General features: G+C 65.0%; 12 protein-coding genes. 3 read left to right on the forward strand and 9 right to left on the reverse strand.

Translation table 11 applies throughout. From position 1 onward, the window contains the following. Positions 1-119 precede the first annotated feature (119 nt). Positions 120-1,001, forward strand: coding sequence for a universal stress protein (locus BLV94_RS46750; RefSeq protein ID WP_072950022.1), 882 nt, complete (start codon positions 120-122; stop codon positions 999-1,001). A 64-nt stretch (positions 1,002-1,065) separates the two neighbouring features. Next, the gene (locus BLV94_RS46755; protein ID WP_072950024.1) at positions 1,066-1,671 is read left to right on the forward strand and encodes a hypothetical protein; all 606 of its coding nucleotides are present in this window, start codon (positions 1,066-1,068) and stop codon (positions 1,669-1,671) included. On the opposite strand, the gene BLV94_RS46760 is transcribed toward BLV94_RS46755, so the two are convergent. The 9 genes from BLV94_RS46760 to BLV94_RS46800 form a co-directional block, all read right to left on the reverse strand. Next, the gene (locus BLV94_RS46760; protein ID WP_072950026.1) at positions 1,661-3,016 is read right to left on the reverse strand and encodes a wax ester/triacylglycerol synthase domain-containing protein; all 1,356 of its coding nucleotides are present in this window, start codon (positions 3,014-3,016) and stop codon (positions 1,661-1,663) included. The genes BLV94_RS46755 and BLV94_RS46760 overlap by 11 nt on opposite strands. 87 nt (positions 3,017-3,103) lie before the next feature. Next, on the reverse strand, positions 3,104-4,537 hold the full coding sequence (locus BLV94_RS46765) for a wax ester/triacylglycerol synthase family O-acyltransferase (protein ID WP_072950029.1): 1,434 nt from the start codon (positions 4,535-4,537) through the stop codon (positions 3,104-3,106). Positions 4,538-4,642: 105 nt separating this feature from the next. Further along, the gene (locus BLV94_RS46770) at positions 4,643-5,242 is read right to left on the reverse strand and encodes an Rv1733c family protein (RefSeq protein WP_072950031.1); all 600 of its coding nucleotides are present in this window, start codon (positions 5,240-5,242) and stop codon (positions 4,643-4,645) included. 143 nt (positions 5,243-5,385) lie between these two features. Continuing rightward, positions 5,386-6,237 (reverse strand): universal stress protein, encoded by an 852-nt coding sequence (locus BLV94_RS46775; RefSeq protein ID WP_072950033.1) that lies wholly within the window; start codon positions 6,235-6,237, stop codon positions 5,386-5,388. A gap of 131 nt (positions 6,238-6,368) precedes the next feature. Continuing rightward, complete coding sequence (locus tag BLV94_RS52275) at positions 6,369-7,388, reverse strand: Acg family FMN-binding oxidoreductase (protein ID WP_425272521.1); 1,020 nt, start codon at positions 7,386-7,388, stop codon at positions 6,369-6,371. Positions 7,389-7,540: 152 nt separating this feature from the next. Then, a complete protein-coding gene (locus BLV94_RS46785) occupies positions 7,541-8,839 on the reverse strand; it encodes an MgtC/SapB family protein (protein ID WP_083395998.1) in 1,299 nt (432 codons plus the stop codon). Positions 8,840-8,862: 23 nt separating this feature from the next. Next, the gene (locus tag BLV94_RS46790) at positions 8,863-9,765 is read right to left on the reverse strand and encodes a universal stress protein (RefSeq protein ID WP_072950040.1); all 903 of its coding nucleotides are present in this window, start codon (positions 9,763-9,765) and stop codon (positions 8,863-8,865) included. A gap of 2 nt (positions 9,766-9,767) precedes the next feature. Continuing rightward, the gene (locus BLV94_RS46795; RefSeq protein ID WP_072950042.1) at positions 9,768-10,568 is read right to left on the reverse strand and encodes an ABC transporter permease subunit; all 801 of its coding nucleotides are present in this window, start codon (positions 10,566-10,568) and stop codon (positions 9,768-9,770) included. Then, positions 10,558-11,469: an ABC transporter ATP-binding protein gene (locus BLV94_RS46800; RefSeq protein ID WP_072950079.1), complete on the reverse strand. Its 912-nt coding sequence runs from the start codon at positions 11,467-11,469 to the stop codon at positions 10,558-10,560. The genes BLV94_RS46795 and BLV94_RS46800 overlap by 11 nt, the downstream gene beginning before the upstream one ends. Positions 11,470-11,647: 178 nt before the next feature. Here BLV94_RS46800 and BLV94_RS46805 point away from each other — a divergent pair, with 178 nt between their 5' ends. Further along, positions 11,648-12,637 (forward strand): Acg family FMN-binding oxidoreductase, encoded by a 990-nt coding sequence (locus BLV94_RS46805; RefSeq protein ID WP_072950044.1) that lies wholly within the window; start codon positions 11,648-11,650, stop codon positions 12,635-12,637. Positions 12,638-12,656 lie beyond the last annotated feature (19 nt).

Raw genomic sequence — 12,656 nt, forward strand, 5'->3', positions numbered from 1 at the left:
GACACCCAAGTCCTTGGTCGTCGGGCTTGTGACCTTCTCCCCTACGGGGGTCACACGCGGGCCGCAACGATGAGTACCAAAGGCAGAAATTCGGCGCCAGCAACCCCGAGGAGTGCACCATGTCCGGCCACCGCCCGATCGTCGTAGGAATCGACGGCTCACCATCATCGTTGCAGGCTGTTTCGTGGGCGGCCAGGGAAGCCGCGCTCCGCGCCACGCCCCTGTCGCTGATCACGACGGCGTTCGTTCCGGGCACGTACGGAGTCCCGATCGGCATGCCCGCCAGCTTTTTCCAAGACGAAGAACGCGACGGTCAGGAGAGGTTAAACCGTGCGGCGCAGGCCGCCCGTGATGCAGTGCCCGGCCACAACATTGAGATCGTCACCACACTCTGCACCGGAACTCCCGCCGGTGAACTACTTGCACGGTCCGCCGATGCTTCGATGCTCGTGGTCGGTGCCAACCGACGGGGAATCATCGAACGCACCGTCCTGGGATCGGTCAGTTCGGCGGTGGCTACCCACGCCACATGCCCGGTGGCCGTGATCCGCGGAATACCCGATCGCGACATAAACGGCCACCCCAGACCGGTTGTTGTCGGCGTCGACGGTACTCAACACAGCGAACCAGCTATCTCGATGGCCTTCGAGGAAGCAGCTCAGCGGCAGTCGGAACTCGTTGCCGTCCACGCATGGTCCGATATTGTTCTGGAACTCTCCTTGGACGGCGGCACCGATGCCGAGTGGGAGCGGGATGCGGCCAACGAAACCGCGTTGTTGTCCGAGAATCTCGCCGGCTACGCGGATAACTTCCCGGACGTGAAGGTGCGCACCATCGTGGTCAGGGATCGGCCCATCCGACACCTGCGTGAGCAAGCCGAACACGCGCAACTTCTCGTTGTCGGGAGTCGAGGGAGAGGGGGATTTTCCAGTATGCTGCTTGGGTCGACCAGTAGGGCGTTGATGCATTCGGTCGTCTGCCCACTCCTCATCGTTCGATAGCTATATCTGTCGAGACAGCGGGGTGTGATTCGGCCTCGAAACTACCTCCAGGAGGTCCATCGTGGTGGACGACTCCGGTCTCACCTCGAGTCTGATCGAAGCCCAGCTGCCGACGTATGAACAACGCATTCTCCGCACGCAAGTCATATATGCATCTGCCTCGGAGATCTTCTCAGCCATCCGCAGCGTCGACTTCTTCCAGTCGCCTGTGGTCGCGTTGCCGAACCGAGCCCGTATCGCGATCGACGCACTCCGTTCACGCCGGTGTGCACACGTCCCGAGCGGGTCGCAGTTTCGTTTCGACCAACTGCTGGAACCCGACGGCGGGTTCCATCTTCTTGCGGAGGAGCCCGAACACGCGATCGTACTCGGGTTCATCGGACGCTGGTGGGAGAAAGGCTACGGTCGCGTCGAGTGGGAGCCGGAAGACTTCCGCACGTTCTCCCTTCCCGGATATGGTATCGGTGCTTGGAGTTTCACGGCTCTGGCATACGACACTCGTACGTCCATCCTGGCCACCGAGGTCCGAGTCCACGGCACCGATGCAGGGGCGCGGCGGACGTTTCGCAGGTATTGGACGGTCGTGGGTCCATTCGTCACGGCGATGAGCGGGCCGCTACTGCGACTGATCCGTGATGAGGCCGAGGTTGCCTCTGCAGTCATTCGGTAGCCGTCCGGAATTGTTGTTGCAGAGCCTCGGCGAGGGTGTGAATCTCCGGCACGACATCGGGGTCGACAATGATCGTGACCGTCAGGGTGTCTGCGTAGGACAGTGCCGCAAAGGCGGCGCCGATGTTCCCCGCAGTGGCGGTAATCGGCACGATGCTTGTGATCGGGGTTTCAGCGATGGCGAGTTGTCGGGGTGGGCCGGCCAGGTCGGTCAGAAACGAGTTGACGAGTTGCTGACGGTCGAGGAACCACCGAAACAACCGTACGGCGGCCAGGAGCCGAAGGATAGGTCCGATCAACGCCGAGGAGGTACCGCGGGTTCGGGTCTTCTGGGCGCGGGTACGACCTGCAACGATGGTGAGCCGCTCTTCGAAGGTTCCTGCGAGCGGTACGCGGACCGGCATCACACCGACCCGGTTTCCCAGGTGCCCACTTGTCGTCGATCGCCGGGCTGAGACGGGCACCGAAACCACCAACTCCAGGGGGAACTCGTTTCTCTCACGCAGAAGTGCGGCCAAAGCCCCTGTGGCGGCGACTAATAGGACATCGTTGACGGTGGCCCCCAGCCGATGGCCTACTGCCCGCACCTCGTCGAGGTGGACGTCGAGGGACACCACCTTGCGGCGGAAGCCGGTGGCGACATTCAGGGAACACCTCGGTGCACGCCTGCCGCGGCCGCGGCCGAGTTCCGACCAGCCACCCCGCATACGTGCGACGGCGCCCGGTAGTCGGCGCAGCGTGTCGAGGCGTTCGGCAACGCAGTCGTACAGGAGGTCACTCGGTCGGGGCGCCGAAGACGGGGCTGCGACACCGTGTGGCGGCTCCGTCGCGTCCGTGCCGTCGACGAGGCGCGCGAGGACGGCGAGGCCGCCGATTCCGTCGGCCAGGACATGGTGCATCACCATCACCAGACCGATCTGACCACCGACGAGATCGGTGATGATCGCCGACCGCCACAATGGCCGCGTCCACGGCAACGGCCTGGTAACCGCGTCCACAGCGCAGGCGAGGGCAGTGTCACGATCCCCCGGGCTCGGGCAGTGCACCCGGGACACATGGACCCCGACCTCGAATCTGTCGTCGTCGACCCAATACGGTCGGCCCAAGCCCCACGGCGCCCTGACCAGACGCTGCCGCAAGCGTCGAATCTCTTCGATCCGCTGCGTGAACGTGGCCTCGACGGCAGAAATGTCCACGCCGTTCTCAGCGGCCACGAAGAGTATCGCGCCGACATTCAGGGGCACCGGTCCGACATCCGAGACGAGCTCGATCACATCGCCTGGGCCGATGCGATCGACACTGTGATGCCGGGAAGACCGGTGAACGGGTGAGGGGTCAGGCACCATATGCTCCTCATCGACGGTGGGTCGAATTGATTGGTATGTCAACCTCGATGCTTTTCACCGCTGCCAACCGGGTCTTCGGGACCGCCTTCATTCGGTTGCTGCATCGGCGGCGCGTGCCGAGGAGAGAAGGGTCAGTACCCCTCGTTCGATCGAGGTGGAGAGGTCGGTGAGGTCCGGTGTGGTGTCGTAGTCGCCGGTGAGACCGAAGGCGAGATGGTCGCCGTAGCTGAGGATCGCGATCCCGATCCGCAGCCGCAGGGCGATCGGGACATACGGGAAGATCTCCAGGATCATCCGCCCCATCATATGGCGTGTGGCCTTCGGTCCGGGGACATTGGTTGCGACGGCGACGACGCTGTGTTGAGGGAACCGGGTGGCGAGCCGTACGGCCCAGGCCATGGGCATGAAGAGACCGTACTGGGCCACCGCAGTGAACGCCTTGCCCCCTTCGGCCTCCTTACTCGCCTTGTGTGCTGTGAGCCGGTTATGGACGGCGACCAACTGCTCGACCGGGTCTTCGATGTCGACGGGCAGGAAGGGCAGCATGAGCGAGACCTGATTGTGGATCGCCCGTTCCTCGGCGGTGGAGCGGACGGAGACGGGAACAAGCGTACGGACCGTGTGCGGTTCGGGACGCTCGCCCCGATTCACGAGCAGCTGCCGTAGACCGGTGGTGATCGCGGCGAGTGCGACATCGTTCACAGTAACCTGGTACGTGCTGCAGATTTCTCGTACGTCGTGCATCCGGACTCGCGCGGCGCAATAGCGGCGTTGGCGCCCGATCGATCCGATCAGCGAAGTGTCCGTAGACGAGGTCAGCATCTCGGACAGCAAGTGCGTCAGGCCGGTTGCGACGCCGATGCCGGCGGCTGTGAGTCGGCGCGGAACGGCCAATGTCTCGGAGACGAGCCGTAGTTGCCGCGCCGGGGAAAGGAACTCGATTGTCGAGTGTGCGAGGCTCTCGACTCTCTCGAGGCGTGTGCCGCCGGTCGGCACCACTTCGGTGTCGGTGTCGGTGTCGGACTGTGCAGCGCTCGACGTTTCGGCCACGACTTCGTCACACATCGCTTCGAACAGTTTCGTCCCGGTGATTCCATCCGCCATGCAGTGATGAATCTTGGTCAGCACGGCCCAGCGGTCGCAGGTGAGGCCTTCTACGACCCAGCATTCCCACAAGGGGCGGTCGCGGTCGAGTCGGTGTGCCATGACCCGGGCGACGAAGCCGAACAAGTCCTCCTCCTCCCCTGGCTCCGGGAGCGCGACCCTCCGCAGGTGATGACCGAGGTCGAAATGGGGGTCCGGTGACCATGAGGGTGCGCTGAAGTCCAGGGGGACGGTGTGAACCCTGTCTCGGGCGTGCGGGAGCTTCGCGAAACGTGCGGCCACGGTGTCACGAAACTCGTCGTGCCCGGGAACGGGTCCCTCCATGATGGCGAGGGCTCCGATGGTCAGGCTCGCGTGTGGGTCGGAGTCCTCCGTTTCGAGGAAACCCGCGTCCAGGAAGCTCAGGTTGTCGTCCACGTGCCTTCGGCCTCGCCCTTCCCTATCATCGTCTTCTTCTGTCCGGCATCAGCGGTGGTCTCACCCCGGATCTTCGGCCTGCCGCGCCGCGCCGTGTGATGGTTGTCAGCTGACGGGCCATCCTGGGGCTTTCCCGAGGTTCCTCCACTCCCGGTCCCACTGTGACAGACGGTATCTCGCTTCTGCCCAGCGAATTCCCATCAGCACCGCGAGGCAGGCCGTCGCACTGATCGTCCATAGGGCGAGTGCGGCGCCTACGGCCTCCAACCCGTTCTCCGTGCCTGTCTTCGGCGCGTCGGCGAGGTTGCCGTCTGGGTCGATCCAGATGCTGATCGTTTGTCCTGCCTTCGTTTCCGGTCCAGTCTGCACTACTCCGGTGTGTGTGGTGCCATTCGCGGCCCACTGGGCCGGGGCCTGTCCCGTGGCACCCGTTGCCGGGGTGGTATCCGCCAGGTTCACGGTGGCGTCCGCGAGGAGCACTGCCGCTATCTGATGTCGAGTTTCTCGGTCGGCGCGGGACTGGTCATTGAGGCGTGTGTTGGTGGCGGTACCGAAGGCCGCGGCGAGGGGCACCAAGATCAGGATCAGGGCGACGACGAAGAGGACGAGCATGGATTCGAGGCGGTCGCTTCCCCGCATCAGGCGGTTCCCGCTCCACGGCCTCAATCGCCACATTCGCACCACCAGCGTCTGTTCCTCGATCATGACGGCCTCCTGCGATTGCTCCTTCGAGTGTCGCGCCGGACCGGGGTGCAGATGTAGGGCCCAAGGTCATCGCCCTTGTTCGCGCTGTCCTCGATCTTCGGGACGGCGGTCCGCGATCCGATGGTTGGCGAACGTATTGACCATTATTTGCTAGTGCACGGCCTGGCAATCAGAAGCGGACACGGAGTGATGTGCATCAAGGCCGCGCTGGTCGAGCCGAGCGTCATCCCGGGGAAGCCGCCCCGTCCTCGGCTGCCGACGACGATCATCTGGGCGTCGTCGGCCATTTCGAGGAGATGGCGCACCGGGCGGTCTCGAACGAGTTTCTGCCGCACCGAGACGTCAGGGAACCGTTCACACCATCCGCCCACGCTGGTCTCGAGCACTGACTGCTCCAGGGTCTGCTCGACACCGACCGGGAGCGTCGACAGGTCTTGGTCGGACCAGGCGTGCAGTGCGATCAGTTGCGCGTGGTGAAGGGAACTCTCTTCGAACGCCAGACCGAGGGCTCGTTGACTGTTCGGCGATCCGTCGACACCGACGACGACGGGTCCTCTGCCGTCCGCGACTCTCGACCAGCCGTCGATCAGTGCTACCGGGCACTGTGCATGCTGGGCCACGGCTGAACTCACGGAGCCGATCAGCCCGCCGGTGAACTCGCCGAGTCCCCGGCGGCCGAGCACGACCATTATTGCACCGGCGGATCGGTCGACGAGGGAGCCCGGAGCGTACTGGTGGGACACCTCGGCCCGGATGTCGATGCCGGCATCGGTGGATGCCGCGCGTGCGGCCTCGAGCGCTTCTGAAATGGCCCGCTCGGCTCGGGCATGGAGCTCTTCGACGAGACGCGGTCCATCTTTCGTGCCTCGATAGGTGCTGCAGGACAATAATATTAGCGGATCGCCACGAACTGTAGCCTCTCGGGTGGCCCACCGCACCGCATCCAGCGACGATCGGGATCCGTCCACTCCTACAATGATCGCCGGATCGACCATGGGTGACCTCCTCTGCGATGTCCGATCATTGCCTGGGCTTCGATCATGTCAACGGTGTGCCTCGCGTCGTTGGGCTGACAGCTACGTCGTTGGGCTGACAGCTACACTGTGCGGAGGGTTTCCGCCCGCAGCTACTCACCATGCGCGTTGCTCGGAGCCGGCCGCTCGCGAACCAAGACCTCCGATAACGGGCGTCTGGGCGTGGTCGGTGGCGTCGGAGCTCTGGTACTCGCTCCCACCCTGATCAGGACCTGCGGCATCCCCGCCCCCGACGACAGCTCTCGCAACATTGTGCGGGTCGAAGCACGTTCGGTCAGATGGGTGACAGGACAGGTGGCGAGCCCACGATCCGTGCATGCAAGGAGGACGGACGAGAGCGCTTCGCCGCTCCGCAGCCAATCAAGTCGCGAGTCTGCGGATGTGGAGAGCAGCAGGATCGCGGATCGGTCTTCCGATGGGCTTCCGTCGGGTGTGCTCGCGCGGCCGGGCGGAAACTCTCGCGAGAGGTGCACCGCGTGTTGCTGCCGGTCGGATGGGCGCGCCTGTTCCGGCACACCGTCCGGAAACAGTCCACGCCCCGACCACCACCGCAGTTCGGCTTGATAGGTAGGGTCGTCGTGCCGTAAGCCGGTCATTCGGCGTGATGCTTCCTCGAGTGCGGGGCGGCTTCGCTCGCCCAAGTCTTCGAGGTCGACGCCTGTGCCCGCCGTGATGCGCACCAACTGTTCAAGTGTCTCCCGCCACGCGGGCGGCGCATCCAGGGGCAGTCGTTCCGTTCGTCGTCGTTCGATCGCCGCCGCCATTCGGGCGACGAAATCTGTCGGGTTCGGGGCCGGGGCGAAGCCGATTGTCGACAACAGTTGCCGGTTGGATGAGCGCGGCAGTCGTTCGATCAGAGGGCGCCAATGATGTGCCGCGAATGCGTACTCGAGATGATTCAACGCTGCACCGCAGGAGATCACCATCTGACGACCGAAGCCGTCGGTGGCAGGTAACAGTCGGTCGGGATCGCTGTAGAGCCGCAGCTCGGTTGCGCTCATCACCCAATGCCACGGCTGGCTGTTGTGCAGGGATGGGGCACGGCACGCCCGCGCCACAGTTACTTCGACGGTGCGCCGGTCGGGTACCACGGGGGCCGCTCGCGTGTTCACAACGCGCCCGTCGGTCTATCTTGTACTCCGCCGATCATCGTGTCTCCTGCGTCGTCGTAGTTTCGAGTGTTGCGCCCGCTGCCCGATGCCTCTAGGGCCGTAGGTCATCGACACCCCGGGGCGCAACGACCGCACCGGCGCACCTCGGCCGATCACCGAACGAGCACGACCCACACGGTCAGTGCCGTCACAGCGACCGGTGGGGCCAGCCACACCGCCAGCGTGACGGCGAACCGGAACGAACCGGCGACGGCGGCGAGAACCAGCTTGGTGAGCAGGTTCGTTCCGACGGCAACCACTGCAGCCGCCGTCGCGGTGCCGACGGTGATCTCGGCGCCTGCGGCGGACGCAGCGGCGAGCGACGAGGAATGTGCGTCAGCGAATCCGCCGACGGCCGATGCGGCGATCACACCGCCACCACCGAACATGTCGGCGGCGCCCTTCGTCATGATGAGGAGAACGAGCAGGATCCCTGCCAGTGAGAGGGTTGTCGGCACCGAGATCGGGCGGTCGAGCAAGCCCGTCGCCGGCTGTGCCTGCTCGCCGCCGCTGGCCGGCGTCCTGTCGTGCGATCCACGAAGCACGAGAACGGCGGTCTCCGCGACAACCAGTGCGGCGGCTCCACCGAATATCAGTGCCAGTTGTGCCGATACCTCGGCATTGACGACCCAGGTGATGCCGACGACGAGCACGATGGTGGACAGATTCACAATAAGAGCCGCAGGTAGGGCATCAGGCGAATCGTGTTCTCGGCGCGCTGTCCGTGCCATCACGGCGGTGGTCGCAGCGCCGGAGACGAATCCCCCACCGAAGCCGACGATCAGCAGTCCCCACCGGGGGCCGAGGATCCGGGTGGCTACGTAGCCCATCCAGCCGATCAGGCTCAGCATGAGCAGCAGTCGGCCGATCGTCGCGGGGTTCAACGCACCGTAGGGTCCGACGTCGCGGTCCGGAAGTAGTGGTAGGACGAGGAAGGCGATTGCGAGCAGTACGCAGAAGTCCGTGATGTCGCGCTCGTCGATCATGCGCTCCGCGAACTGGTGCATGGGATATTTGACGGACAGAAGGACGAGCACGATCACTCCGAGCGCGACGGCAAGTGACGGATAGTGCCAGGCGAGAGCGCCGAGCAAGAAGGCCACCAGGGCAGCGAACGCGGTGGTGGTCCCGACGTCCGGTCGTGGCGGGATATGGGTGCGCACCCAGTACCACCCTACGATGAGGGCCGCGATCCCCACGAAAGCCGCAGTGACTACTTCGGTGCCGAGATGCGTCGCGATGGCGCCGGCAAGGGCGATGAGCGGAAAGGTACGGGCTCCCGGCAATTCCCACGATCCCGGGTCTTCACCGTCTGGTGGGGTCCGTGCCGTGTGTTCCCGCTCGATTCCCAGCCCGAGCCCGATCAGCAGGGCGGCGGCGTAGCCGTAGGCGTGGAACTCAGCGATGTCCACGACTACCGAATTCCACTGTCCCGTCATGCACCGTTGGCGGCGTCACGGTCAACCTTACTGATCATGACCGGACACCGAGCCCGGTGAAGCATGTCCTGACTCGTCGACCCGAGGACCGCACGACCAAGCGCGCCGTGCCCGTGGCTTCCGACGATGAGAAGCTGCGCGTCCGTACACCAGCGGAGCAATACCTCGCCTGCGCCGCCGCACTCGACGACTTCTCGCACGACCACGTCCGGATATCGTTCGCCCCAACCAGCGAGGCTTTCCGCCAGAACTGCCCGTTCCCGTTGCCAGACTGCGACCTCGTCGGCTTCGTTCTCTGCGGGGTGTGGAAAACCTGACCCCCACGAGTGCACTGCCACCAGCGGCGCGTCGAATCGCGCCGTGAAATCGAAGCCATCGGCTACGGCGGCGACACTGCACCGGCTGCCGTCCACACCGACGACGACCGTGCGACGATCGGGGACCGCGTGTTTTTCGGTTCCCCGCCATACCACGACCGGGGATCGGGAGTGATGAGCAAGTCGCAATGCCGTCGCATTCAGGTATCCCTGCACCGGGCCGGTTGCCGTCGACCCGATCACCACCATCGACGCCGAGTTCGCCAACGGCAGCAGGACGTCGGCCGCCGTCGAGCCGGTCAGCAGGGAGCACTCCACCGATAGCGCATGCCGGTCGGACCTGATGCTGCGCAACGCGCCCGCCAGCAACGTCTCTCCCGCAATGCGATTGTCGTCGTACGACGGCAGAGGACGAGGTTCCGCGTAGAAGGCGGGGGCCCGGGGGAGCACGTGAACCAGGTGCAGCGTCGTTCCCATCTGCTCCGCGACCGCCCCGGCCCAGCGCGCGGCCGCTCTCGCTGCTGCGGTGTTGTCGACTCCGACGACGACCGGCTCGAGAGGAGGTGTCCACGTCGACGTCACGGCTACCGCATCACGTCGCGATGGGCGAACCCGACGAGCGCGATCCCGAGCAACACCACAACCGTCAACGCGGACACCGCTGCTGCCGCAGGCGAGAACCCGTGGCGCAACGGGTCATGGGCGGCATATTGATAGAACGGGGAATATCGTTGCCACGGCGCCAACCACGACACCACGGGACCGAGGCCGTTCAGTACGTATGCCAGGATCGCGACTACGGCAGGAACCGAGCGACTCAGCGCGGGGTGGCCAGTGACGGCGCCGATCGCCAAGGCGAGTGCGCCGAAGACCAGCGCCAGAAGCGCCAGGTGCACCATTGCCGCCGCGACGTTTCCCACCGGAAGATCCATGTCGGCGAGTATCCCCTCCCCGAGCAGAGCGAGGCCCATGACCGCCGAGAGCGCCACCGTGCCCGCGGTGAGGGCACCGAATTTCTCCGTGAGGATTCGCCCGCGACTGAGCGGTGTGGCGAGCAACTGATCGAGCGTTCCCCGCTCCTCCTCTCCGGCAATCGCCGCCGCACCCGCCCCGACCGCATAGATCAGGAGCAGCATCGGGCCCATGAACGACAGCAGTTCGATCTGGATGTATCCGACGGGGGTGGACATGTCGGCACCGGCCATCGCGAAGAGTGCACGGAATGCCTCCGGCATCTGATCGAGGAATTGATTCATCGACGGCTGGTCGCGGACACTCGGCCAGATCGCCACGTACATCGCCACGAGCAGCGCGAGCCCGGCAACCCATGCAGGGAACGCTCGCCGCTGGTCGTACAACGTCTTGGTCAGTACGCTATGCAGCATTTCGGGCCCCGATCTCGTAGAACGCCATGAACGTCTCGTCGAGGTCGGCCTCGGCGCATGCGAAATCAACGATGCGGAATTGCGAGATCCGCCTGATAAGGGCGTCCAGCGCAGACTGGGGGGCGCTGCACGTCAGCGTGGCGCCGTTGATGGTGAGGTCACGGATGCCGGCCAACTCGCGAAAGTCCGATTCCTGAATCGGCGCCGCGAACTCGGCGGTGACGTGGTGCAGCGACTTCTGGCGTAGTTCGTGAAGGCTTTCGACGGCGATGAGGCGACCCTCCCGCAGTACACCGACGCGGTCGGCCACCTGCTGAACTTCACTGAGTATGTGAGATGACAACAAGACTGTTCCGCCGGCCGCGGTGTGCTCACGCATCATTGCATGAAACTCGTGTTGCACGAGTGGATCGAGCCCACCGGTAGGTTCGTCGAGAATAAGCAGCTGTGGGCTGGACATCAGTGCGAGGACCAGTGCGAGCTTCTGGCGGTTTCCTTTCGACATCGTCCGGACGGGCCGATCGAGATCGAGGTCGAGCCGATCGGCGATCACCGTTGCCGCTTTGTCGTCGGGCCGGCCACGCAGGTGCCCGAAGAACGTGATGTGCTGGCGGCTGGTCAGGCGGTCGTAGAGTGCCAATTCGCCCGGGACATAGCCGATCAGGCGATGAACTGCGGGTGCCGACGACCATGGGTCGAGGCCGAAGACTCGCGCCGATCCCGCAGTCGGACGTAGCAACCCCACGAGCAGACGCAGCGTGGTCGACTTCCCGGCGCCGTTGGGGCCGAGATAGCCGAAGATCTCACCCTCGACGATGTTCAGCTCCACCGAGTCCAGGGCCAACAGGGTGCCGAACCGCTTGGTGAGGTCGAGCGTGCGAATGGCGATGCCGCTGGACATGTTCTCAGGCTTGCAGCGCACAGTTGTCGCCAGTAGGGTCTTCCGACCCGAATCGACGGCGATGTCCTGGCAGTGACCATCGGCCCTTACTCCCGTTCGGCGGGTGGCGAATACTGGTTGCACGCACCGATTGTCCGCCCCAGACCCCGGCGGAGCGCGCATCAGTGAGGAGCCGATCATGGACAGCACCCTTCCCGACGAAAACGTCATCCGCATCGCCGTAGACCTCGCCTGCCGTGCACCGTCGGTACACAACAGCCAGCCGTGGCAGTGGACGTACGCCGACGGTCAACTCGACCTCTACACCGAACGCGGCCGGCTTCTGGCGTCGGCGGACCCGTCGGGCCGGCAATTGGTGATCAGTTGCGGTGCGGCGCTGAACCATCTCCAGACCGCAATGACTGGGCTGAGATGGTCCGCGGACATCCAGCGAACCCCCGACGGCCCGCACTCCGCGCACCTGGCGACGATTCGATTCCGCCACGGCGCGCGACCTCAGTCGCACGAATTCGACCTGCTGGCGGCGATCCGGCACCGATATTCCGACCGCAGGCCGTTCGGCCCGGTCAGCGTGAAGACCCCCATGCCTGCCACCTTGCCCGACATGGTGCGCAGCAGGGGCGTCCACTTGACGGTACTGGGGCAGGACGCCCGCCCGGCACTTGCGAAGGCGACCGAAATGACGGCGGCAGCGCGGAAATACGACTCCGCCTACCAGGCCGAGCTCCATTGGTGGGCGGGTCATTCCCTTCGACAGGGTGGTATACCAGTGGATTCCCTCGCGACCGCGCAGAACCGTGACCGCGTCGACATCGGGCGCCGCTTCCCCGCCGGCCGCGACAACGACTCGGCCGCGGAGATCGATCGCTCGACTGTTCTGGTGTTGAGCACCGACACCGACGGTCGCGATGCGTGGCTCCGGGCCGGTGAGGCCCTGTCCTCGGTGCTTCTGGAGGCTACCGTCGGCGGTCTCGCCACGTGTCCGCTGACCCACATGACCGAACTCCATCAGAGCCGGGAAATGATCCGCGAACTGCTCCCCGCCCGCGGCTTTCCGCAAACCCTGATCCGGATAGGTACGACTGAGAAGAAGGTTCCGCCGCGTCAGACACCGCGACGTCCCCTCGAGTCGGTGTTCTCGATCCGCCGCCCACACTCCCGTAGTTGACGAACAGATCGCCCCCACG

This window comes from Rhodococcus koreensis, from assembly GCF_900105905.1.
Classification (GTDB): domain Bacteria; phylum Actinomycetota; class Actinomycetes; order Mycobacteriales; family Mycobacteriaceae; genus Rhodococcus_F; species Rhodococcus_F koreensis.

What these genes read in the sequence shown, in the direction of transcription:
- BLV94_RS46750 (WP_072950022.1), top strand. Translation starts at nt 120, where the DNA reads ATGTCCGGCCACCGCCCGATCGTCGTAGGAATCGACGGCTCACCATCA.
- BLV94_RS46760 (WP_072950026.1), bottom strand. Translation starts at nt 3,016, where the DNA reads ATGGTGCCTGACCCCTCACCCGTTCACCGGTCTTCCCGGCATCACAGT.
- BLV94_RS46770 (WP_072950031.1), bottom strand. Translation starts at nt 5,242, where the DNA reads ATGATCGAGGAACAGACGCTGGTGGTGCGAATGTGGCGATTGAGGCCG.
- BLV94_RS46775 (WP_072950033.1), bottom strand. Translation starts at nt 6,237, where the DNA reads ATGGTCGATCCGGCGATCATTGTAGGAGTGGACGGATCCCGATCGTCG.
- BLV94_RS46795 (WP_072950042.1), bottom strand. Translation starts at nt 10,568, where the DNA reads ATGCTGCATAGCGTACTGACCAAGACGTTGTACGACCAGCGGCGAGCG.
- BLV94_RS46800 (WP_072950079.1), bottom strand. Translation starts at nt 11,469, where the DNA reads ATGTCCAGCGGCATCGCCATTCGCACGCTCGACCTCACCAAGCGGTTC.
- BLV94_RS46805 (WP_072950044.1), top strand. Translation starts at nt 11,648, where the DNA reads ATGGACAGCACCCTTCCCGACGAAAACGTCATCCGCATCGCCGTAGAC.